The sequence below is a fragment of the Micromonospora sp. SYSU B005 genome, from assembly GCF_055362685.1.
Genome location: NZ_JAXCFU010000009.1, coordinates 152,666 through 174,879, shown reverse-complemented (window position 1 = coordinate 174,879; position 22,214 = coordinate 152,666). Strand labels below are relative to the sequence as shown.

The window sequence follows — 22,214 nt, the reverse complement described above, 5'->3', positions numbered from 1 at the left end:
GTTGTGTCCCAGCCCCCTCGATATCCCCTGGTGGCTTTTCTGTGACTCAGATTCCGACGTGGAGCGGCGGACCGGCCAGTCCCCCCACTGGACGCGCGGCGCCCGGCACCACCATCGGTGGTCGCTACTCGCTGCGCTCCCCGGTGGGCAACGGAGGCATGGGCACGGTCTGGCGGGCCACAGACACGTTGCTGCGCCGTGATGTGGCGGTCAAGGAGGTCGTCCTCCCGCCGGGGCTCGCCCCGAGCGATCGCGACGCGCTCTACGAACGGACGCTGCGGGAGGCCCGAGCCGCCGCCGCGATCCAGCACCCGGCCGTGGTGCAGGTCTACGACGTGGTCACCGAGGGCGGCCGTCCGTGGATCGTGATGGAGCTGCTGGACGCCCGCAGCCTCGCCGACATGGTGATCGAGGACGGGCCGGTCCCGCCACGCGCCGTCGCCAAGATCGGGATCGCGCTGCTCGGCGCGCTGGAGGTCGCGCACGCGATCGGCGTGCTGCACCGCGACGTGAAGCCGGCGAACGTACTGATCTGCACCGACGGCCGCTGCGTTCTCACCGACTTCGGCGTCGCCCGGATGCCCACCGACGTGCAGCTCACCACGCCCGGCATGGTGCTCGGCTCGCCGCACTTCATCTCGCCCGAGCGGGCCATGGGCCAGGAGTTCGGGCCACCGAGCGACCTGTTCTCACTCGGCGTGACGCTCTACACCGCGGTCGAGGGCCGGCCCCCGTTCGACAAGGGCGACCCGATCGAGACCATGCACGCAGTGGTCGAGGACCCGCCGGCCACGCCGCAGCGCAGCGGCCCGCTCACCGGCGTGCTGATGGGGCTGCTGGAGAAGGACCCGGCCCGCCGGATGGACGTGCACCGCGCCCGCGCCAACCTGCGCGAGCTGCTCGCCGGGCCGCTGACCAGCACCGCGACCGCCGTCAACTCGGTCACCGACCCGTACGCGGTGGTGCCGGTGCCGCGCCCGACCACGCCGCCGGCGATCGCCGCGGAGCCGAAGCCGAGCGGGCAGATCGGCGGCCGGGCGATGATCGGCCCGGACGAGTCGCTCACCGACCGCCTCGCCGCCCTGCGCCGCGGCGAGCGGCCCCAGGCCGAGAAGGCCGCAGCGGGTGCCGCCGCGCTCGACGAGACCAGCGCCGACGCGCTGGCCGGTCCGCTGCACACCCCGACCGGCGCGATGTCCGGGCCGGGCACGCCGGAGGCCACCCAGCGCATCTCGCCGGACGCCACGGTCCGGCTCGGGGCGGGCGCCGGTGCGGACGCGACCCAGGCGGTACCCGCCGCTTACGGCCGCACCGTCGACGCCACCCAGCCGGTGTACGGCGGCGGCAACCAGTGGTCGGTGCCCGGCACCGGCCAGGCGTGGACCACCCCGGCCACCGCACCGGCCGCCGCCGGTGATGGCGGCCCGCTGGGCGCGGCCAAGGGCCTGCTCGGCCGGGTGAAGGCGTGGCCGCGCAAGGTCCAGCTCGCCGCCGCCGGTGGCCTCGCCGTGGTGCTGCTGGTGAGCGTGATCGCGTTGACCAGCGGCGGCGACGACGCTCCCCCGCCGATCGTGGGCGCGCTGCCGTCGAACTCGGCCGCCGCCTCGCCGGTGGAGATGCAGGAGCAGACCGTCAAGGACATCACCGTCCAGGTGCCGAAGGGCTGGGACCGCAAGACCGGTGGCGTCTTCGTCGACTACGTCGACCCGCAGGACCAGAGCCGCAAGGTGCGGGTGCTGGCCGAGAACTGGGGCGGCACGTCGGTCAGCTGGGCCGAGTTCGCCTCCCGCAACCTCCGCGACAAGAGCAAGTCGTGCGCCAAACCCTACGAACAGCTCGCGATGACCGAGACGACGCTGGCCGGTAAGCCGGCCGCCGAGTTCGAGTACACCTGCGGCGAGGGCGACGAGAAGCGGCACGGCGTGTGGCGGGGCGTGGTCCAGGGCGGCAAGGTCTACTCGTTCTACCTCTCCTCCAGCGACGCCACCTTCGCCGAGAGCAAGCCGATCTTCGACGCGATGGTCGGCTCGTTCCAGCTCACGGCGGCGAACTGAGTCGAGGCCGACGGTCGGTGGTGATCCGCCGCCGTGCTTTCATGAGGCAATGGCGGCGGAAACCACTGACCTTGACGACCTTCGCGTACGCGCCGAGCGCTGGCTCGACGACGACCCGGACCCGGCCGACCGCGACGAGCTGCGCGCGGTCCTCGACGGGCTGCCCGGCACGGCGGCCGACCTGGCCGACCGGTTCGCCGGTCCGCTGACCTTCGGCACCGCCGGGCTGCGCGGCCCGCTGCGGGCCGGGCCCAACGGCATGAACCTCGCCGTGGTCACCCAGGCCGCCGCCGGGCTCGTCGGCTGGCTCGCCGCCCAGGGCGGCGAGGGCCCGCTGGTGATCGGGTACGACGCCCGGCACGGCTCGCTGGCCTTCGCCGAGCGCACCGCGCAGGTGGCCACCGGCGCGGGCCGCCCGGCGCTGCTGCTGCCCCGGCCGCTGCCCACGCCCGTGCTGGCGTTCGCGGTCCGGCAGCTCGGCGCGGTCGCCGGCGTGATGGTCACCGCCAGCCACAACCCGCCGCAGGACAACGGCTACAAGGTCTACCTGGGCGCTCAGCTCGGCGGTGAGCTGGGCGCCGGCGCGCAGATCGTGCCGCCCGCCGACGCCGGGATCGAGGCGGCCATCCGCGCCGTCGGCCCGCTCGCGGCGGTGCCGCTCGGCCCGGCCGGTCAGGTACTCGGCGACGACCTGGTGGCCGCGTACGTGGAGCGGGCCGCCGCCGTGGTGGACCCGGCCGGACCGCGCGACCTGAAGGTGGCGTACACGCCGCTGCACGGGGTGGGCGGCGCGGTGCTGACCGCCGCGTTCGCACGCGCCGGATTCGGCGTGCCGGGCGTGGTGCCCGAGCAGGCCGAGCCGGACCCGGCGTTCCCGACCGTCAGCTTCCCCAACCCGGAGGAGCCGGGCGCGGTGGACCTGCTGGTCGCGCTCGCCGACCGCACCGGCGCCGACCTCGCCATCGCCAACGACCCGGACGCGGACCGCTGCGCGGTTGCGGTACGCGACGCCGGGTCCTGGCGGATGCTGCGCGGCGACGAGGTGGGCGCACTGCTCGCCGACCACCTGATGCGGCGCGGCGTGACCGGCCTGTACGCCACCACCATCGTGTCGTCGGCGCTGCTGCGGGCCATGGCGGCGGCCCGGGGCCTGCCCTACGACGAGACGCTCACCGGGTTCAAGTGGATCGTCCGGGCCGGCGGCGGCCGGGAGCCGCTCGTGTACGGCTACGAGGAGGCGCTCGGCTACTGCGTCGCGCCGGAGCACGTCCGGGACAAGGACGGCATCACCGCCGCGCTGACCGTCGCCGAGCTGGCCGCCGGTCTCAAGGCCGAGGGCCGTACGCTCCTCGACCGGCTGGACGAGCTCGCAGCCGAGTTCGGCGTGCACCACACCGAGCAGCTCTCGGTCCGGGTGGAGGACCTGCGGGTGATCGCGGACTCGATGGCCCGGATCCGGGCGGCCACCCCTACCGCGCTGCTCGGGCAGCCGGTGACCGAGGCGTCCGACCTGCTCCCGGACGCGGACGTGGTGATCCTGCGCACCGGCGCGGCCCGGGTGGTGATCCGGCCGTCCGGCACCGAGCCGAAGCTCAAGGCGTACCTGGAGGTGGTGGAGCCGGTGACCGGCGGCGACGTGCCCGCGGCCCGGCAGCGCGCGCGTGCCGCGGTGACCGAGCTGCGCAACGAGATCGCCGCCGCCCTCGGCCTCTGACCGGGATGTAAGGAAGGGCCCCTTCTTAACGCCTCGCGTTAAGAAGGGGCCCTTCCTTACCGCTTGCCGAGGGCGGCGTCGACGGCCTGGCCCAGCGCGGCGATGACCAGGCTGATCGACGGGCGTACCACGCTGTCGTCCAGGCTCACCGTGCCGGAGAACCCGGCGCCGGCGGCGATCTCCTCCAGGCGCCGGCCGGCGTCCTCGGCGGCCGAGCCGGTCAGTCCGAGCGCGGGTTCCATCCGCAGCACCGCGACCAGCGTGGCGAGCGCGGCGGTCCGCTCGTCCGGGAGCTGCCCGCTGGTCAGCGCGTCGGCCAGCCGCTGCCGGATGTCCGCCTCGACCGAGGCGTCGGCGACCGGGTAGCGGTGCACGTGGATGAAGCCCAGCTCGGTCTCGTCGACGTCGCGGACCACGCCCCGGCCGCAGAGGTCGGAGAGGATCCGGTCGCGCAGCCCGTGCCGCAGTCGCTGCACCCACGACGACGGCGTGTGCGGGGTGTCCGCGGCGATCTTGGCGAGTACGGCGTCCGCGATCGGCTCGCCGGTCGGGGCCGGGTCGACCACCGCCAGGTTCCCGTCCGCGTACGCGACCCGTCCGGCCAGGGCCAGCTCGACCAGCACCGCGGCGGCCATGCCCAGATCCAGGCTGATCCGCGGCATGGTGGCCTTGCCGGTTTCGTCGTCATACGCGAGGAGCAGCAGCTCCTCGGCGAGCGCAACACCAGTCATGGCCCGGAACGCTAGCGCCTCCCCGCACCCCCGCGCATCGACTCGCCGGGTAGGGCCGGTCCACGGTGCGGAGGGCGTCCCTCCGCACCGGACCGGTCTCAGAAGCGGGGCATGCCGCCGAACTGGCGGTCGCCGGCGTCACCCAGGCCGGGGACGATGAACTTCGAGTCGTTCAGGCCCTCGTCGATCGAGGCGGTGACCAGGCGCAGCGGCAGGCCGGAGCGCTCCAGCCGCTCGATGCCGACCGGCGCTGCGAGCACGCACAGCACGGTGATGTCGGTGCAGCCGCGGTCGGCGAGCAGCCGGCAGCAGTGCTCCAGCGAGCCGCCGGTGGCGAGCATCGGGTCGAGCACCAGCACCGGCAGGCCGGCGAGGTCGCGCGGCAGCGACTCCATGTACGCCCGGGGCTCGTACGTCTCCTCGTCGCGGGCCAGGCCGACGAAGCCCATCGACGACTCGGGCAGCAGGCCGAGCGCGGCGTCGGCCATGCCGAGACCGGCCCGCAGCACCGGCACCAGCAGCGGCGGGTTCGCCAGCCGGCTGCCCTCGGTGGCGGTGACCGGGGTCTGGATCGAGTACTTCTCGACCGGGAAGGAGCGCGCGGCCTCGTACACCAGCATGGTGGTGAGTTCGCGCAGCGCGGCCCGGAACGACGACGAGTCGGTCCGGGCGTCCCGCATGGCGGTCAGCCGCGTCTGGGCGAGCGGATGGTCAATGACGGTTACGTCCACGATCGCTCAACCTACCGTTTGGCGGCCGGGCGCAGGGCGGGTGCGGTACGACCAGCGACACCGCTCACGTATGACGCTCACGACCGGTCGTTCGTGAGCAAGATCACTCGACTCGCGGGTGCGTACTATTCGGGGCATGACGGCGACAACGACGTCGGCCCGGTCGGACCTCACCGAGCTGGGACGATCCGAGACCGCTCTGCGGACCTTCCTGCACGGCCTGCCCGGCGTGGACCAGGTCGGCGCGGAGCAGCGGGCGGCACAACTCGGCACCCGCTCCATCAAGACCACCGCCAAGGCCGAGGCGATCGACCTGGCGATCCGGATGGTCGACCTGACCACCCTGGAAGGGGCGGACACCCCGGGCAAGGTGCGGGCGCTGGCGGCGAAGGCACTGCGCCCCGACCCGGCGGACCCGAGCTGCCCGCACGTCGGCGCCGTCTGCGTCTACCCGTCGATGGTCCCGTACGTGGCGGAGGTGCTGCGCGGCAGCGGCGTGCACCTGGCCAGCGTGGCGACCGCGTTCCCGTCCGGTCAGGCGCCGCTGGAGATCAAGCTCGCCGACGTGCGCGCGGCGGTCGAGGCGGGCGCGGACGAGATCGACATGGTGATCAACCGGGGCGCGTTCCTGGCCGGGCGGTACGCCGAGGTCTACGACGAGATCGTGGCCACCAAGGAAGCCTGCGGGGACGCCCACCTCAAGGTCATCCTGGAGACCGGTGAGCTGGCCACGTACGACAACGTGCGGCGGGCGTCCTGGCTCGCCATGCTCGCGGGCGGCGACTTCATCAAGACCTCCACCGGCAAGGTCCCGGTCGCGGCCACCCTGCCGGTGACGCTGGTGATGCTGGAGGCGGTCCGCGACTTCCGCGCCGCCACCGGGCGTCAGGTCGGCGTCAAGCCGGCCGGTGGCATCAAGACCACCAAGGACGCGATCAAGTACCTGGTCATGGTCAACGAGACCGTCGGCGCCGACTGGCTGAGCCCGGACTGGTTCCGGTTCGGCGCGTCGAGCCTGCTCAACGACCTGCTCATGCAGCGCACCAAGCTGACGACCGGCGTCTACGCCGGCCCCGACTACTTCACCCTGGACTGAACGCGATGTTCGAATACGCACCCGCCCCCGAGTCCCGCTCGGTGGTGGACATCAAGCCCTCGTACGGGCTCTTCGTCGACGGCGCGTTCGTCGACCCGGCTTCCGGCGGCAGCTTCAAGTCGGTGAACCCGGCCTCCGAGGAGGTGCTGGCCGAGATCGCCGAGGCGGGCGCCGACGACGTGGACCGCGCGGTCCGCGCCGCCCGCAGCGCGTACGAGAAGGTCTGGGGTCCGATGCCGGGCCGGGACCGGGCCAAGTACCTGTTCCGGATCGCCCGGATCATCCAGGAGCGCTCGCGTGAGCTGGCGGTGCTGGAGTCGCTGGACAACGGCAAGCCGATCAAGGAGTCCCGCGACGTCGACCTGCCGCTGGTCGCCGCGCACTTCTTCTACTACGCGGGCTGGGCGGACAAGCTCCCGCACGCGGGCTTCGGCCCGGACCCGAAGCCGCTCGGCGTGGCGGCGCAGGTCATCCCGTGGAACTTCCCGCTGCTCATGCTGGCGTGGAAGATCGCCCCGGCGCTGGCCGCCGGCAACACCGTGGTGCTCAAGCCGGCCGAGACCACCCCGCTCACCGCGCTGCTGTTCGCCGAGATCTGCCAGCAGGCCGACCTGCCGGCCGGCGTGGTGAACATCGTCACCGGCGCCGGTGACACCGGCCGGGCGCTGGTCGAGCACCCGGGCGTGGACAAGGTCGCGTTCACCGGCTCCACCGAGGTCGGCCGCGCCATCGCCCGCTCGGTCGCCGGCACCCGCAAGAAGCTGACGCTGGAGCTGGGCGGCAAGGCCGCCAACATCGTCTTCGACGACGCCCCGATCGACCAGGCCGTCGAGGGCATCGTCAACGGCATCTTCTTCAACCAGGGGCACGTCTGCTGTGCCGGTTCCCGGCTGCTGGTGCAGGAGTCGGTGGCCGACCGTGTCCTGGAGTCGCTCAAGCGCCGGATGGCCCAGCTGCGGGTCGGTGACCCGCTGGACAAGAACACCGACATCGGCGCGATCAACTCGGCCGCGCAGCTGGCCCGGATCCGGGAGCTGTCCGACGCCGGGTCCGCCGAGGGCGCCGAGCGCTGGTCGCCGCCGTGCGAGCTGCCCGAGCGCGGCTTCTGGTTCGCGCCGACCATCTTCACCGGCGTCACCCAGGCGCACCGGATCGCCCGCGAGGAGATCTTCGGCCCGGTGCTGTCCGTGCTCACGTTCCGCACCCCGGCGGAGGCCGTCGAGAAGGCCAACAACACGCCGTACGGGCTGTCGGCCGGGATCTGGACCGACAAGGGTTCCCGGATCCTGTGGCTGGCCGACCGGCTGCGCGCGGGCGTGGTGTGGGCGAACACGTTCAACAAGTTCGACCCGACGTCGCCGTTCGGCGGCTACAAGGAGTCGGGCTACGGTCGCGAGGGCGGCCGGCACGGGCTGGAGGGGTACCTCAATGTCTGAGCGGGTCGCGGTACGCAAGACGTACAAGCTCTTCATCGGCGGGAAGTTCCCGCGCAGCGAGTCGGGACGGTCGTATCTCGTGCAATCCGCGAACGTGTCTCTTGCCTCCCGGAAGGACGCGCGGGACGCGGTCGTGGCCGCCCGCGCCGCGGTGAAGGGCTGGGCCGGGGCGACCGCGTACAACAGGGGTCAGATCCTCTACCGGGTGGCCGAGATGCTGGAGGGCCGGCGCGAGCAGTTCGTCGCCCTGGGCGTCCCGGCCGACGAGGTGGACGCGGCGATCGACCGCTGGGTCTGGTACGCGGGCTGGTCCGACAAGATCGCCCAGGTGTACGGCGGCGCGAACCCGGTGGCCGGCCCGTACTTCAACCTGTCCGCGCCGGAGCCCACCGGCGTGGTGGCGGTGGTGGCCCCCGAGGAGCCCGCGCTGCTCGGCCTGGTGAGCGTGATCGCCCCGGCGATCGTCACCGGCAACACGGTGGTGGTGGCCGCCTCCCCGGCGGCGCCGCTGGCGGCGGTGACGCTGGCCGAGGTGCTCGCCACCTCCGACCTGCCCGGCGGGGTGGTCAACATCCTCACCGGCCGGCTGACCGAGACCGTGCCGACGCTCGCCGCGCACATGGACGTCAACGCGATCGACCTGACCGGCGTCACCGATGCCGACCTGGCGGCCGACCTGGAGATCAAGGCCGCGGAGAACCTCAAGCGGGTGCTCCGGCCGGCCCCGGCCGACCACGACTGGTACGCCGACCCCGGCATCACCCGGATGACCACGCTGCTGGAGACCAAGACGGTCTGGCACCCGAAGGGCGTCTGACCGGCGGCAGTCCGGTCCCGGCCCGAAGTGGCGGCACACCCACCCGGGTTGCCGCCACTTCCCGTTCCCGCACTTCCCGCGGCTGTTGTCGATCGCACCCGCGCCGACCAAGATCGACACCAGCACGGCGAGGTGGCTGCATCGAGCCGCCTCGGACCACACCGCCTCCCCGAGCTGGCGTTGATCTTCGGAGGGAGGACCGGGGACCGGGGCGGCGGAAGGGATCTACTACCGGGGGTAGGATTGACGGGTGACTCGGCTGGGGGACCTTGAGCGTGCGGTGATGGACGTGCTGTGGGACGCGGCACCCGCCTCGTCGGGCGGGGTGACCGTACGCGAGGTCGCCGACGCACTGGACGGCCGGGAACTCGCCTACACCACCGTGATGACAGTGCTCGACCGGCTCGCCGGCAAGGGCATGGTGCAGCGCGAGCGGGAGGGCCGCGCGTGGCGCTACCGTCCGGCCGCCACCCGCGAAGCGCACATCGCCCAGCTCATGCTCGAAGCCCTCGACCTCGGCGGCAGCCGGGACGCCGCACTCGTACGCTTCGCCCGCTCGGTGACCGGCACGGAGGCGGACGTGCTCCGCGCCGCGCTCGGCGCCGAGGCCGGGGCGACTGTCGAGGACGGACCGGCCGGCCGGGTCGAGAACCCCCGGCCCGGTCGGCCGGCGCTCGACGAGGCGACGGACCGGTAGGGCGGCTGCCGTGGCGTACGCCCTGCACTTCGCCGCGATCATCCTGGCCTGCTGGCTGACCGCGCAGGTCCTCGCCGCCGCGCGCTGGACGTGGCGGGCGCCCCGGGTGGCGATCCTCTGCTGGCAGGCGGTCGGGCTGGCGCTCGGCCTGTCCGCCATGGGGCTGCCGATGGCGCTGGGGCTCGACGCGTACGACCGGGCGACCGGGTACGCGCTGCTGGCCCTGGCCGACGACCTGGCCCACGGCACGCTGCCGGCCGGTGTGGGCGCGGTGCACCTCAGCCTGGTCGGCGTCGGTCTCGGCATCGGCGCGGTGCTGCTCACCACGACGGTACGCAGCCTGCACGGCGCGGTCCGCGCCCAGCGCCGGCACCGGGAGTTGCTGCACCTGGTGGCCCGGCGTGACCCGACGGTGCCCGGCGCGCTGGTGCTCGACCACCCGAGCGCGGCGGCGTACTGCCTGCCCGGTGTTCGTCCCCGGGTGGTGGTGAGCGCGGGCACGCTCGACCTGCTCGACCCGGCCGAGCTGGCGGCGGTGCTCACCCACGAGCGCGCGCACGCCCAGGAGCGGCACGACCTGGTGCTGCTGCCGTTCACCGCGCTGTGCCGGGCGCTGCCCTGGTTCCGGTGGGTGCGGGACGCGCACGCGCGGGTGGCGCTGCTGGTCGAGATGCGCGCCGACGACAAGGCCCGGGAGCTGCACGCGGACGCGCCGCTGGCCGGTGCGCTGCGCCGGTTCGCCGCCGCCGAGCACCGGGTCCAGCCGGCGGGCACGCTCGGACTCGGCGACCGCGACCTCGACGTACGCGTGCAGCGGCTGCTCGTCGCGGACCGCCCGCCGCGGGTGCTCGGCGCGATGGCGCTGGCGGTCGCGGGCACGCTCGTCTCCCTGCCGTTCGCCCTGTTCCTGAGCTGACGTCGCCCCCTACGGGACTTCTCCGGGTTCGCGCACCCCTATAGGTAGCAAGGCTACGTGTAGGTTGGCTACGACAAGAGAGCCAACCCATGGGAGGACGACAGTGGATCCGCTGCTCCTCGCCCGCCTCCAGTTCGCCACCACCACCTCGATCCACTTCCTGTTCGTGGCGGTCACGCTCGGCCTGGTCACGCTCCTGGTCGGGTTGCAGACGGCCGGCTACCTGACCGGCAAGCCGGTGTACGAGCGGCTGACCCGGTTCTGGGGCCAGCTCTACGTGATCAATTACGTGCTCGGCATCGCCACCGGCATCGTGATGGAGTTCCAGTTCGGCCTGAACTGGAGCGGGCTGTCGCGCTACGTCGGGAACGTGTTCGGCGCGCCGCTGGCCATCGAGACGCTGGTGGCGTTCTTCCTGGAGTCCACGTTCCTCGGTATGTGGATCTTCGGATGGCACCGGCTGCGGCGCGGCGTGCACCTGGCGCTGCTCTGGGGCGTCGCGATCACCGCGTACGCCTCGGCCTTCTGGATCATGGTGGCGAACGCCTGGCTGCAGAACCCGGTCGGGTACGAGGTCCGCGACGGCGTCGCCCACCTCACCGACTTCGGCGCGCTGCTCACCAACCCCACGTTCGGCATGGCGTTCGGCCACGTGATCTCGGCGAGCCTGGTCACCGGCGGCCTGCTGATGGCCGCGGTGAGCGCCTGGCACCTGCTGCGGCGTACCCCCGACTACGTGCTGTTCCGCACCTCGCTGCGGCTCGGCCTGGTCACCGCGGCCCTAGCGGTCAGCATGCTCCAGGGTTTCGGCTTCGCCCAGTTCGGGCCGGTGGCGCAGCTCCAGCCGACCAAGTTCGGCGGCGGGCCGGAGCGGGACGCGCTCGTCGCCGACTGGACCGCGCGGTTCGGCCCCGGCGACTGGGAACCACCGGTGCTCTCCAACGTCGGCCTCGGCTTCATGATCCTGATCGGCTTCACGCTCGGCGCCCTCTGGCTCCTGCTGCCGCTGCTCTGGCGGGACTGGATCATCCGGCTGAAGGTGCCGCTCTGGCTGATCCTGCTCGGCCTGCCGCTGCCCTTCGTGGCGATGCTGCTCGGCTGGATCGCCCGCGAGGTCGGCCGCCAGCCCTGGGCCGCATACGGGCTGCTGCCCACCGCGCAGGCCATCTCGCCGGTCTCACCGGGGCTGATGCTCACCTCGCTGATCGGGTTCAGCCTGCTGCTCGGCGCGCTCGCGGTGACCAACTGGACGCTGCTGGCCCGGCACGCCGCCCGCGGCGCGCACGACCCGGCGCTCGGCCGCCCGCCCGCGCCCGACACCGACGCCCACCACCAGCCCGTGTTCGTCTGAGGGAGCCCGCCGTGGAACTCGCCTGGTACGCCCTGCTCGGCCTCTTCTTCGCCACCTACCTCGTGCTCGGCGGCTACGACTACGGCGTCGGCCTGCTGCTGGCCCGGCGCGGCCCGGCACCGGGCAGCCGGGCCACGCTCACCGCGCTCGGGCCGTTCTTCCTCGGCAACGAGGTCTGGCTGGTGGCCGCCGTCGGCATCCTGTTCGGCGCGTTCCCCCGGCTGGAGGGCGAGCTGCTCTCCGGCTTCTACCCGGCGGTGCTCGCCGCGCTGGCCGGTGTGGTGCTGGTGACCGCCGGGGTGCAGTTGCGCAGCCGCCCGGCCTCCGCCGCCGCCCGCGCCCGCTGGGACCGGGTGGTGGTGGTCGGCTGCGTGCTGGCCGCGCTGGGCTGGGGCGCGGTGCTCGCCGGGCTGCTCCAGGGCGTGCCGCTGAGCGCCGACGGCCACGTGGTCGGTGTCGGCCACCTCGCCACCCCGTTCGCCGCCGCCGCCGGGCTGGCGCTGCTCGCGCTGGTGGCGGTGCACGGTGCGACGTTCCTCACGCTCCGGTTGCCCGCCGCCGAGGCCCCGGCCCTCGCCCGGCTGGCGAGCGGCCTGGTGCCCGCCGCACTCGTCGCGGTCGGCGCGGCCACCGTCCTGGGCGTGCTCTCCGATCGGGTACGCGCCGCGGCGGCGCGCCCGGCTGTAGCCGTACTCCTGCCGTTGGCGCTCGTGGCGGCGCTGCTGGCGGCCCGCGCGGCGCTGCGGCGGGGCCGGGCCCTGGCGGCCTTCGCCGCGACCGCGACGGCGCTGGCGCTGCCCGCGCCGCTGATCGGGGCCGCGCTCTGGCCCCGGATCCTGGTCTCCACCACCGACCCGGCGGCGTCGCTGACGGTGGCCGAGGCGGCCGCCAGCCACCCGACACTGGCGCTGTTGGGATGGCTCGCGCTACCGCTCCTGCCCGCCCTACTAGGCTTTCAGGCGATGTGCTGGTGGGTTTTCCGGGGACGGATCGACGGCAGGGCACCGGTGTACTGGTGAACCGCCGCCCGTTCGACCCGCGTCTGCTGCGTCGGGTCCCCGCGGCCCGGCGCGACCTCGCCGTGCTCGCGGTGCTGGGCGGGCTCACCGCGCTGCTGGTGATCGCTCAGGCCACCGCGCTGGCGACGCTGCTGGCGACGGCGTTCGACGGGCGGCTGCACCGGCCGGCGCTGGCCGGTCTCGTGGCCGCTGTGGCCGGGCGGGCGCTGGTGAGCTGGGCGCAGGGCACAGTCGCGGCGCGGGCCGCCGCCACGGTGAAGGCGGCGCTGCGAGCCGACCTGCTCGGCGCGGTCGGCCGGCACGGCCCGACCTGGGTCGCCGGGCAGCGGGCCGGGCAGCTCGCCACGCTGGCCGGGCGCGGCCTGGACGCGCTGGACCCGTACTTCACCGGCTACCTGCCGCAGCTCGTGCTGAGCGTCACGGTGCCGGTGGCCGTGCTGGCCCGGATCGTGTTCGCCGACTGGAGCTCGGCGCTGATCATCGCGCTCACCATCCCGCTCATCCCGATCTTCGGCGCGCTGCTCGGCTGGCAGGCGCAGGCCGCCACCGAACGGCAGTGGCGCCGGTTGTCGCTGCTCGGCGGGCACTTCCTCGACATGGTCGCCGGGCTGCCCACGCTGCGCGCGTTCGGCCGGTCCAAGGGGCAGGTCGACGTGGTACGCCGGATGGCGGACGGCCACCGCCAGGCCACCATGAAGACGCTGCGGATCGCGTTCCTGTCCGCGCTGGTGCTGGAACTGGTCGCCACGCTCTCCGTCGCACTGGTCGCGGTGCCGGTCGGCATCCGGCTGCTCGGCGGCGGCCTCACGCTCTCCACCGCGCTGCTGGTGCTGCTGCTCACCCCGGAGGCGTACATGCCGCTGCGGGCCGCGGGCAGCCGGTTCCACGCCAGCATGGAAGGACTCACCGCGCTGGACGAGGCGCTCACGCTCTCCGCCACCGACGCGCCCGCCACCGCCGAGCCGCGCCGCCCGGCGCCGCGCGGCCGGGGTGAGATCCGCTTCGAGGGCGTCACAGTCGCGTACGACCGGACCACCGCGCTGCGCGACGTCACGCTGACCATCCGGCCCGGCGACCGGGTGGCGATCATCGGGCCCAGCGGCGCGGGCAAGAGCACGCTGCTCAACCTGCTGCTCGGCTTCGTCGCACCGACCTCCGGCCGGGTCACGGTCGACGGGGTGGACCTGGCCGGCGTCGACCTCGACGAATGGCGGCGCGAGCTGGCCTGGGTGCCGCAGCGGGCGCACCTGTTCGCCGGGTCGCTGGCCGACAACATCCGCCTCGGCGCACCGGACACCTCCGATGCCGCGCTCGCCGCGGCGGTCACCGGCGCCGCGCTGGACGAGGTGGTGGACGCCCTGCCCGACGGGCTGGACACCCGCCTGGGCGAGCGCGGTCACGGCCTGTCCAGCGGTCAGCGGCAGCGTGTCGCGCTGGCTCGCGCGTTCCTCCGGGACGCACCGATCGTGCTGCTCGACGAGCCGACCGCGCGGCTGGACAGCGCCAGCGAGGCGGTCGTGCTGGACGCGACCCGGCGGCTGGTCGCCGGGCGTACCGCGCTGCTCGTCGCGCACCGGCCCGCGCTGCTCGCCGACGCCGACCGGATCCTGCGCGTCGAGGACGGCCGGGTCACCGAACTGCACCCGACCGCCACCGGACCGGGAGTGGCCCGATGAAGCCCGTCTCCCCCGCCGGTGCCCCGGCGAGCCCCGTCTCCCCCGCCCGACCGGCGGTGACCCGGTGACCGCCGGCGACGGCGTGACGCCGGTGGGCCGGGAGCCGGCCGGGCCGACGGGGGTTGCGGTGACGGCCTCCGGCTCGCCGGAACCGCCCGCGCCCGCCCGGCCCGGCGCGGAACGGGCGGTGCTGCGTCTGGCCCGGCCCTACCTGAGCCGGCTGCTCGGCGCCGGGCTGCTCGCCGCCGCCACCGAGTTCGCCGGCCTGGCGCTGATGGCCACCGCCACCTGGCTGCTGATGAGCGCCGCCGGCCGGCCGCCGCTGGACCGGCTGACGGTGGCCATCGTCGCGGTCCGGGCACTGGCGGTCAGCCGGGGCGTGTTCCGGTACACCGAACGGCTCGCCGGGCACGACGCCGTCCTCCGCATGATCACCGACGTGCGGGCCCGCGTCTTCGCCACGCTCGCCGCCCGGCGCGAGACCGGTCGCCGTACCGGGGACGCGCTGAGCCGGCTGGTCTCCGACGTGGAGGCGGCCCAGGACCTACTGCTGCGCGTCCTCGTACCGGGAGCGGCGGCGGCGCTGGTCAGCGTGCTCGCGGTCGGCGTCGCCGCGTTGATCTCGCCGCCGGCCGCCGGTGTGCTCGCGCTCGGCCTGCTCGTGGCGGGAGTGGCGCTCCCCGCACTCGCCGCCCGGATCACCCGCCGCGCCGCCGACGAGGTGGCCCCGCTGCGGGGCGCGCTCGCCGTGGACGCGGTCGACCTCACCCACGGCGCCGCCGACCTGGCCGCGTTCGGGGCCACAGGCGCCGCGCTCGCCGCCGCCGACGAGCGGGCCGGACGACTGGCCCGGCTGGAACGCCGGCTCGCCGCGACCGGCTTCGCGGTGGACGCGCTCGGCGTCCTCGTCGGTGGCCTCACCGCCGCCGCCGTGGTGGTCGTGGCGCTGCGGGCCGAGGCCGGCGGCGTGCTGGTCGGCGTCCTCGCGGTCGGCTCGCTCGCCGCCGTGGAGGTGGCGCTCGCGCTCGTCGCGGCGGCCCGCCAGCGTACCCAGCTGCGGGCCGGGCTGGCCCGGGTCGCCGACCTGCTCACCGAGCCCGGCCCGGCGACGCCACCGGACGCGCCGGAGCCCACTGTCGACGGCCACGACGTGCGGTTCGCCGACGTGACGGTCCGCTACCGGGCCGGCGCCGCCCCCGCCCTGGCCGGGTTCGACCTCGACCTGCCGGCCGGCCGCCGGGTGGCGGTGGTCGGGCCGAGCGGCGCCGGCAAGAGCACACTCGCCGCCGTGCTCACCGGCGCGGTACGCCCCGACACCGGCCGCGTCACCGCCGGCGGCGTGCCGGTGTCCGAGATCCCGGCCGAGCACCTGCCCCGGGTGGTCGGTGGCCTGCTCGCCGAGGCGTACGTCTTCCACGCCACGGTCGAGGAGAACCTGCTCCTCGGCCGCCCGGACGCCACCGAGGCGGACCTGGTCGCCGCGACCCGGGCGGCCGGCCTGCTCGACTGGGTACGCGAACAGCCCGACGGCTGGGACACGGTGGTCGGCGAGCAGGGCGGGCAGCTCTCCGGCGGGCAACGGCAGCGGCTCGCGCTGGCCCGGGCGCTGCTGGCCGCCCCGCCGGTGCTGGTGCTCGACGAGCCGACCGAAGGGCTCGACCCGGCGGCCGCGGACGCGGTGCTGGACTCCACGCTCGCCGCCACCCCGGCCGGGCACTCGGTGCTGCTGATCAGCCACCGGCTCAGCGGCCTCGCCGGGTTCGACGAGATCGTGGTGCTCGAAGGCGGCCGGATCGTGCAGCGCGGCCGGCACGACGAGCTGGTGGCACGCCCCGGCTGGTACCGGGAGCAGTGGCTGCGCCAGGAGGCGGCCGAGCGCGGCTACCTGGCGATCACGCCCTGACGCCCGGCCGATCGGGGTTTTCCCTGACGCGGGTTGTCGCCCTCCGGTGGCAGGCTTACCCCATGCGGGTGCATGAGGAGGCAGTGGTCGACCGCCGGCTGCACGAGTTGTCCACGCGGTTGCACGGGCCGAACCGGCTCAAGACCGACCTGCTGACCGAGGCGCGGCACGCGCTGGAGGACGCCGTCGAGGCGTACCGGGAAGGGGGCCTGCCGCGCGCGGAGGCGCAGCGGCGGGCGGTCGCCGAGTTCGGCAGCGACGCCCAGCTCGTGCCGGGTTTCCAGGCCGAGCTGGCCGTCGGCGCGCTGCGCGGGCTGGCGCTGCGCACGCTCGTGGTGGCGGTGGTGCTCATCGCCGCCGGTGACCTGACCTGGCAGGGGTCGAGCTGGAGCGACGGTCCGCCGCCGCCGCAGACCTACCTGCTGCTCTCCGCCGCGCTGAACGGCATCTGGGGCGTGGTCGCCGCGCTGGCGCTCGTCGCGCTGCTGGTCGGTCCGCTGGTCGCCCGGTGGGGTTCACCGCGGCTCGTCCGCCCGGCGCGGCTGATCGGTTTCGGTCTGACCGGCAGCCTGCTGCTCGGCGCGGTCGCCGGCGGCGCGCTGTTCGGCTGGTCGATCGGGCTGTGGGACGCCGCGCTCACCTGGCCACCCCTGGTCATCGGGATGGTGGTGGTCTCGGCGGCCTGGTTCGCGCTGGCCCGGGCGGCCCGATGCTGGGTGCTCGCCGACCGCCGGTTGGCCGGCTGAGCGGCTGCCGGCGCGCCCCCGTCAGGCCGGTGCGGTGGGCGGCTCGTCCGCGCCGAGGAACCGCCCGACGGTGGCGCTGAACTCGTGCCAGCCGGCCCGCTCCCCGGCGAGCGCGCGGCCGCCGGCCTCGGTCAGCTCGTACGTGCGGCGCTCCCGGCCGTTGACGGTGCTCCACGTGCTCGCCACCAGCCCGGCCCGCTCCAGCCGGCGCAGCGCCGGATAGATGGTGCCGGTGGGCAGATCCAGCGTGCCGCCGCTGCGGGCCCGCAACGCCTCGATGATCGCGTAGCCGTGCAGCGCGCCCCGTTCCAGCACCGCGAGCAGGAGCGCGTCCAGGTGTCCGTGCAGCGCCTGCGCCTTCATGTGTAGCAACGCTACTTGTCGTGCCGCCGCGACGCCAAGGGGTGCGACTCCCGGTCGGAACCGTCGCCCACTAGGGTATGTGCGCAGAGTCACTCGGCGGCGCGAATCCGCCGGGTGGGCAACCCGAACGCACACGGAGGTCAGCGTGGCCCGCCAGTCGCCCCAACGGCCCGACGCCGACGAGCCCGAGCTCGACGACACCGACGCCGCCGCCGCGGCCGACGAGGTCGAGGAGGACCGCCCGCCGGCGGACCGCGCGCTCTGGGAAGAGGTGCGGATCGACCCGGTGGAGATCGCCCTGCCCGCCGGCACCGGCTTCACGCTGCGGGCGTACCGGCCGGCGCGCGAGCTGACCCCGACCGACGTCGCCGAGCGCGACCAGGACGACCCGTTCCTGGCCCGCCGCCAGGTCGTCGAGACCGAGGAGGACGAGGAGGTGGTGATCCTCGACGAGGAGTTCGCCGCCCTCTCCGCCGAGGAGGACGACGAGGACGAGGAGAAGGACGCCAAGTCCCGCCGCAAGGGCAAGGCCGACGCCTCGGACGAGGAGAAGGCCGAGGACGACGAGGACGACTCCGAGGCCGAGGACGAGGACGACGAGGACGAGGCGGGCGACGAGGAGGTGCCGCTCTTCCTCACTCACAAGGGCCGGCTCCTGCTGTTCAAGACCCCCGAGTCGTTGGTCACTTTCATCCGTTCCGGTGCGCCGAACGATCTGTCCCAGCTGGACAGTTGGAATGAACTGTCCGAACGGCTGGAACCGGCCGACATCGCCCCGCTGGACGAGGACACGTACGAGCTCGACCTGGTGGTCGAGAACCTGCGCGGCGGCCACGACGCGTGGGACCACGAGCTGCTCATCGAAGCCGGTGAGATCGCCCGTGACCTGGCGTACGCCCTGCGGCTACCCGCCGTGCTGGACATGCTCTCGGCGGGCTCCAGCCTGGACGACCTGGACGAGGCTCTGCGCGCTTCCGTCAACGGTGGCGTCGGTGGTTTCCTGGGTCGGCGCCGGCTGAAGAAAATCGGGGCACAAACCGCAAGTTTGGGTTGGCGCACCATTGTCGGCAAGATCTCTGCGGTTGTGGACTGGCGCGACTGACCCGGAGCGGGGAGCATCAGTCTCTGGCAGAGCAAGACCTGTGTCCCGGGAGGAGGACGACGCCGTGGCGCTCGTGCGCGTGTACTGCGGTCTGGCCTCGGCAGATCCGGCCGACCGAACGGCTTCGGCCGGAACGACGCTGACGTCCGCTGTGGTCGACGACGCAGGCCGTCTGCTGCACGTCTGCGAGATCGGTGACGATCCCGCCGGTTACGCCCGGCTGGTCGCGCTGCTGGTGGAGCGGTCCGGCGGTCCGAGCGGCGCGGCCATCGCCGCCGACAGCGACGACCACATCGTCACCTCGCTGCTGAGCGCCGCCGGCCGGCCGCTGGCGATCGCCGACGACGACTCGGTCGACGACTTCGCCGAGCGCTTCGCCGACGACGACTCCCTGGAGGAGATGCAGTCCCCGCCCGCCGAGCGTCGCGCGGTCGGGCTGGCCCGCGCGCTCCAGGCCGGCGCGCTCTCCGCGGTGACCCTCCCGGCACCGCGTGAGCTGGCCGGATACACGCAGGTCCTGGCCGCGCACGCGGCGCTGGCGAGTGGCCGGCACTCCGCCGCGGTGACGCTGCGCGAGGTGCTCCGCGAGCTGTACCCGGCCGCGCTGCGGGCCTACCCGGATCCTGCCGACCGGATCGCCCTGGCGGTGCTCGACGCGCTGCCCGAGCCGGGCATGCTCACCGGCCCCGCGGGCCGTGGTGGCGCGCCGGCCGCCGACGCGGTCGTCGCGCATCTGGCCGGCGAGGGAGTGGCCGACGCCGACGCCGTCTCCGACGCGGTGACCGCGCTGCGCGTCGCCATCTCCGAGACGCCCCGGCGGGCCACCGTCAACCGCACGCTCACCGCTGCCGTCGCCGAGACCGTGCGGCAGGCAGTCGCCTCCGTCCGCACGTGTGACGCCGGCTGCGACGCGCTCGTCGGCGCGCTCGCCGAACGCACCGCTCCCGCTCCCGCGACCGGCCGCCGGGCCGCCGCGCGACGGGGCGAGCAGGTCGACGAGCTGGCCCCGGCGCCCGCGGCCGACCTGCGTCCGGTGCGCTCGATCCCGCCGGAGCCGATCGCCGAGCCCCACCTCGGTCGTCCCGAACCGGCCGGCGCACCCGAACCGGCCGGCCGTCGCGGCCGTCCCGAGCAGGTCCTCGGTGGGCGGCGCAGCCGTCCGGAGCCGGTGTCCGGGCCGGCCGCCACGACGACGCCCCGGCCGCTCGGCCCGCCGCCCGTCGCGCCCGCGCCCGTCACGCCGCCGCCGGTCGCCCCGGCGCCGGTCACGCCCGTTGCTCCGGCAGCCGCACTGGGCCGGCCGTCCTCGGCTCCCCCGGCGCGGCCCGAGCCGACCGGCGCGCCGCTGCCGTCGCGGGTGGACGGCCCCACCAACCGGCCGATCTCCGCGCCGCCACCGCCGCCCCCCGGGATCACCCCGATCGCACCGTCCCCGCGCGGTGCCGTGCCGCCCGCCGAGGCCGGCGAACCGTTCCGCCCGACGCTCACCACCGCTGCCATCAACAAGGCGCGGGCCGAGCGGCAGCGCACAGTCATCCCGCCCCGGCCCAAGACCAACCAGCACCAGGAACCGCCGACCGGTGGCTTCAGCGCCACCGACCTGAGCATTCCGGTGCCGGCCCCGCGTCCGCCCGCGCCGGAGGCGCCGCCGGGCTCCCGGGCGAACTGGCCGCTGGTGAACACCGAGGACGACACCGCCCGGGAGCGGGAGGGCACCACCTACCCGTACGGGCGGGGCGTGGACGCGCCGAGCGACCCGGGCCGGGTCACGCCGCCGTGGCTCGCCGACGACCTGCCGCAGGAGCCGCCGATGCTGCGGCTGGTGGAGCCGCCGCCGCTGGCTGATCGGGCGCTGCGCGACGAGATGAGCCGCTCGGCCGACCCCGGTCTGGAGACGCCGCCGCTGCGTCTCGTCGACCAGGGCGACCCGGGCCGCGTCCCGCTGCCCGCCGCGCCCGAGCGGCGTCCCGCACCGAAGGAGCACCGGCCGCCGCCGGTCTCCGACGAGGGTGACGGCGATCTGCTGATCTTCGCGCAGGCCAAGTCCGCCTGGTTCGTCGGGCACGGCGACGAGGCCGACCTGGAGTGGTCGACCACTGCCGACACCGGCTGGCAGGCGGCCGAGCAGGCGGCCCGCCCGGCCGTCGGCGCCGAGACCAAGGCCGGGCTGCCGAAGCGAGTGCCGCAGGCCAACCTGGTGCCGGGCTCCCCGCTGCGCGAGGAGCGTCCACTGCGGATCGTCCGGAACGCGGCGAGCCTCGCCGAGAACACCACCGGATACTTCCGGGGCTGGCGGCGCGGCCAGGAGATCGGCGGCTTCGCCGTGGGCGGCCGTCCGGGCCGCGAGGCGGCCGGCGGCTGGGACTTCACCCGCGACACCGGTGACCGCGACGACGACCGGGAGTACGAGTACCGCTCGGCGGGCTACCGCTCCTGACCGGGCTCGCCGGGGGTGTTTCATCCCACACCGGGGCGATTTGACGCTGGGCTGGACCGGCCGGGAACATACCCGGCGGACCAGCGGCGGCGCCTGTTCGCCGGGGTGGGAAGGCGATTCCATTGGCGACACCGGCGTTCGACTCCACTGTGCTCACCCGGCGGGGCGTCCTCGCCGCCGCTGCCGGGAGCCTGCTGCTCGCCGGCTGCGCTCCGCAGGGCCAGCGGCCGGACGACGGCCCGTCCAGCAGCGCGCCGAGCGACCAGGATCTGATCGTCGGCGCGAGTCTGGAGCTGACCGGCACCGGGTCACTGCTCGGCGTCGCCCAGCGGCAGGCCCTGCAGCTCACCGCCGACTCGCTCAACCGCACCGGCCTGCCGGTCGGGAACCTGGTCCGGTCGGTCCGGCTCCAGATCCTGGACAACGGCAGCAATCCCGAGGTCGCCGCCCGGCACGCCGCCGACCTCACCCGGATCGGCGCGCAGGCGTTGATCGGCGGTGTACTCGGCGAGACCTCGGCGGCCCTCGCGGCGGCCGCCCAGCGGGTCAAGACGCCGTTCCTGTCACTCGGCTACGGTGACCGCATCGTGCTGCCGCTGGACGAGCGCACGTTCACCTACAAGCTCACCCCGGACGCCGTCGACATGGCGCGTCGCCTGGTGGAGCTGTTCGAGTCCAAGAAGATCCGGCGGGTGTCGGTGCTCGCCACCGAGGGGATGCACGGCGACTCGGGTGTGCGCGCGATGCGGGAGGCGCTCGCCGACAGCACCATCGACCTGGCCCGCACGGTACGCCTGCCGGCGACCGGCCGGCGTTTCCGTGCCGCCGCAGAGCGCGTCGCCGGGGGCCAGCGGGACGGCGTCGTGGTCTGGGGTACCGCGCCGGACTCCGGAGTCGCGGCACGGGAGCTGCGCGCCGCCGGTCACCGCGGCCCGATCTTCTTCGACGCCGGCGCGGTCGCCGACGACACCGTCCAGGGTGCGAACGCCGCCGCCGTGGAGGGCGCGTACGCGGTGCACCCGGCCTGCCTGGACGTCTCCGCCGCCACCGCCACCACGACGGCGCAGCTGGCCCGCAGGGACTTCGTCAACCGCTACACGCAGCGGCACGGCGTCAGCCCGGACTTCGCTCCGTACGCCTCGGACGCGCTCCAGCTCCTCGCCACGTCGGCACGGATGGCGACGAGCCTGGACCGGGGCCGGCTGCGGGCCCTCCTCCAGGCGCAGACCGTCGAGGGCATCGCCGGCGGGTACGCGTTCAGCGCCGACCGGCACGGCGGCATGGAGCCCGACTCGCTCGCCGTGTACCAGGTGTTCCGCGGCACCTGGACCCGGTACGCCTGACCCCGCTCACCGCCCGGTGACCGTCCCGCGTGGAGGGTCACCGGGCGGTCGCGTACCGTGTCCGACCCCGGACGGCAGGAAG

The 22,214-nt window shown here is 74.6% G+C and carries 18 protein-coding genes; 15 read left to right on the top strand and 3 right to left on the bottom strand.

Going from position 1 to position 22,214, the window contains the following annotated elements:
• Positions 1 to 41: 41 nt before the first annotated feature.
• Together SM452_RS21295 and SM452_RS21290 are read left to right on the top strand one after the other, a co-directional pair.
• The gene (locus SM452_RS21295) at positions 42 to 2,054 is read left to right on the top strand and encodes a serine/threonine-protein kinase (RefSeq protein WP_262012579.1); all 2,013 of its coding nucleotides are present in this window, start codon (positions 42 to 44) and stop codon (positions 2,052 to 2,054) included.
• 49 nt (positions 2,055 to 2,103) lie between these two features.
• Positions 2,104 to 3,768, top strand: a complete 1,665-nt coding sequence (locus SM452_RS21290) for a phospho-sugar mutase (RefSeq protein WP_463840546.1) — start codon at positions 2,104 to 2,106, stop codon at positions 3,766 to 3,768.
• Positions 3,769 to 3,824: 56 nt separating this feature from the next.
• Here SM452_RS21290 and SM452_RS21285 read toward each other — a convergent pair whose 3' ends face one another.
• Both SM452_RS21285 and upp read right to left on the bottom strand, forming a co-directional pair.
• A complete protein-coding gene (locus SM452_RS21285) occupies positions 3,825 to 4,499 on the bottom strand; it encodes a GOLPH3/VPS74 family protein (RefSeq protein ID WP_194798627.1) in 675 nt (224 codons plus the stop codon).
• A gap of 98 nt (positions 4,500 to 4,597) precedes the next feature.
• Positions 4,598 to 5,230, bottom strand: a complete 633-nt coding sequence (gene upp, locus SM452_RS21280; RefSeq protein ID WP_120571672.1) for a uracil phosphoribosyltransferase — start codon at positions 5,228 to 5,230, stop codon at positions 4,598 to 4,600.
• 136 nt (positions 5,231 to 5,366) lie between these two features.
• Between upp and deoC the strand changes: the two genes are divergently transcribed.
• The 10 genes from deoC (at position 5,367) to SM452_RS21230 (ending at position 16,887) form a co-directional block, all read left to right on the top strand.
• Positions 5,367 to 6,326 carry a deoxyribose-phosphate aldolase gene (gene deoC / locus SM452_RS21275; RefSeq protein WP_262012581.1) on the top strand — a complete coding sequence of 320 codons (960 nt, stop codon included), beginning with the start codon at positions 5,367 to 5,369 and terminating at the stop codon, positions 6,324 to 6,326.
• Positions 6,327 to 6,331: 5 nt separating this feature from the next.
• Positions 6,332 to 7,762, top strand: coding sequence for an aldehyde dehydrogenase family protein (locus SM452_RS21270; protein ID WP_262012582.1), 1,431 nt, complete (start codon positions 6,332 to 6,334; stop codon positions 7,760 to 7,762).
• Positions 7,755 to 8,579, top strand: coding sequence for an aldehyde dehydrogenase family protein (locus tag SM452_RS21265; RefSeq protein ID WP_463840545.1), 825 nt, complete (start codon positions 7,755 to 7,757; stop codon positions 8,577 to 8,579). The genes SM452_RS21270 and SM452_RS21265 overlap by 8 nt, the downstream gene beginning before the upstream one ends.
• Positions 8,580 to 8,829: 250 nt before the next feature.
• Positions 8,830 to 9,276, top strand: a complete 447-nt coding sequence (locus SM452_RS21260; protein WP_026268060.1) for a BlaI/MecI/CopY family transcriptional regulator — start codon at positions 8,830 to 8,832, stop codon at positions 9,274 to 9,276.
• A 10-nt stretch (positions 9,277 to 9,286) separates the two neighbouring features.
• Entirely contained in the window at positions 9,287 to 10,192 is a 906-nt protein-coding gene (locus tag SM452_RS21255) for a M56 family metallopeptidase (protein ID WP_262012584.1), read from the top strand.
• 103 nt (positions 10,193 to 10,295) lie between these two features.
• Positions 10,296 to 11,543, top strand: coding sequence for a cytochrome ubiquinol oxidase subunit I (locus SM452_RS21250; RefSeq protein ID WP_463840544.1), 1,248 nt, complete (start codon positions 10,296 to 10,298; stop codon positions 11,541 to 11,543).
• An 11-nt stretch (positions 11,544 to 11,554) separates the two neighbouring features.
• Positions 11,555 to 12,562, top strand: coding sequence for a cytochrome d ubiquinol oxidase subunit II (locus tag SM452_RS21245; protein ID WP_463840543.1), 1,008 nt, complete (start codon positions 11,555 to 11,557; stop codon positions 12,560 to 12,562).
• Positions 12,559 to 14,238, top strand: coding sequence for a thiol reductant ABC exporter subunit CydD (gene cydD, locus SM452_RS21240; protein ID WP_463840542.1), 1,680 nt, complete (start codon positions 12,559 to 12,561; stop codon positions 14,236 to 14,238). The genes SM452_RS21245 and cydD overlap by 4 nt, the downstream gene beginning before the upstream one ends.
• 127 nt (positions 14,239 to 14,365) lie before the next feature.
• The gene (gene cydC / locus SM452_RS21235; RefSeq protein ID WP_463840566.1) at positions 14,366 to 16,141 is read left to right on the top strand and encodes a thiol reductant ABC exporter subunit CydC; all 1,776 of its coding nucleotides are present in this window, start codon (positions 14,366 to 14,368) and stop codon (positions 16,139 to 16,141) included.
• 62 nt (positions 16,142 to 16,203) lie between these two features.
• Positions 16,204 to 16,887 carry a permease prefix domain 1-containing protein gene (locus tag SM452_RS21230; protein WP_262012588.1) on the top strand — a complete coding sequence of 228 codons (684 nt, stop codon included), beginning with the start codon at positions 16,204 to 16,206 and terminating at the stop codon, positions 16,885 to 16,887.
• 21 nt (positions 16,888 to 16,908) lie between these two features.
• Here SM452_RS21230 and SM452_RS21225 read toward each other — a convergent pair whose 3' ends face one another.
• Complete coding sequence (locus SM452_RS21225; RefSeq protein WP_194798637.1) at positions 16,909 to 17,250, bottom strand: PadR family transcriptional regulator; 342 nt, start codon at positions 17,248 to 17,250, stop codon at positions 16,909 to 16,911.
• A 145-nt stretch (positions 17,251 to 17,395) separates the two neighbouring features.
• On the opposite strand from SM452_RS21225, the gene SM452_RS21220 reads away from it, so the two are divergent.
• The 3 genes from SM452_RS21220 (at position 17,396) to SM452_RS21210 (ending at position 22,132) form a co-directional block, all read left to right on the top strand.
• Complete coding sequence (locus tag SM452_RS21220) at positions 17,396 to 18,352, top strand: DNA primase (RefSeq protein WP_355506752.1); 957 nt, start codon at positions 17,396 to 17,398, stop codon at positions 18,350 to 18,352.
• A gap of 40 nt (positions 18,353 to 18,392) precedes the next feature.
• On the top strand, positions 18,393 to 20,789 hold the full coding sequence (locus tag SM452_RS21215; RefSeq protein WP_463840541.1) for a transposase: 2,397 nt from the start codon (positions 18,393 to 18,395) through the stop codon (positions 20,787 to 20,789).
• Between the two features lie 122 nt (positions 20,790 to 20,911).
• On the top strand, positions 20,912 to 22,132 hold the full coding sequence (locus SM452_RS21210; protein WP_355506755.1) for an ABC transporter substrate-binding protein: 1,221 nt from the start codon (positions 20,912 to 20,914) through the stop codon (positions 22,130 to 22,132).
• Positions 22,133 to 22,214 lie beyond the last annotated feature (82 nt).

Coding starts and splice junctions, on each gene's coding strand:
- SM452_RS21285 (WP_194798627.1), bottom strand. CDS start 4,499: ATGACTGGTGTTGCGCTCGCCGAGGAGCTGCTGCTCCTCGCGTATGAC.
- SM452_RS21225 (WP_194798637.1), bottom strand. CDS start 17,250: ATGAAGGCGCAGGCGCTGCACGGACACCTGGACGCGCTCCTGCTCGCG.
- SM452_RS21290 (WP_463840546.1), top strand. CDS start 2,104: ATGGCGGCGGAAACCACTGACCTTGACGACCTTCGCGTACGCGCCGAG.
- SM452_RS21270 (WP_262012582.1), top strand. CDS start 6,332: ATGTTCGAATACGCACCCGCCCCCGAGTCCCGCTCGGTGGTGGACATC.
- SM452_RS21230 (WP_262012588.1), top strand. CDS start 16,204: ATGCGGGTGCATGAGGAGGCAGTGGTCGACCGCCGGCTGCACGAGTTG.
- SM452_RS21265 (WP_463840545.1), top strand. CDS start 7,755: ATGTCTGAGCGGGTCGCGGTACGCAAGACGTACAAGCTCTTCATCGGC.
- deoC (WP_262012581.1), top strand. CDS start 5,367: ATGACGGCGACAACGACGTCGGCCCGGTCGGACCTCACCGAGCTGGGA.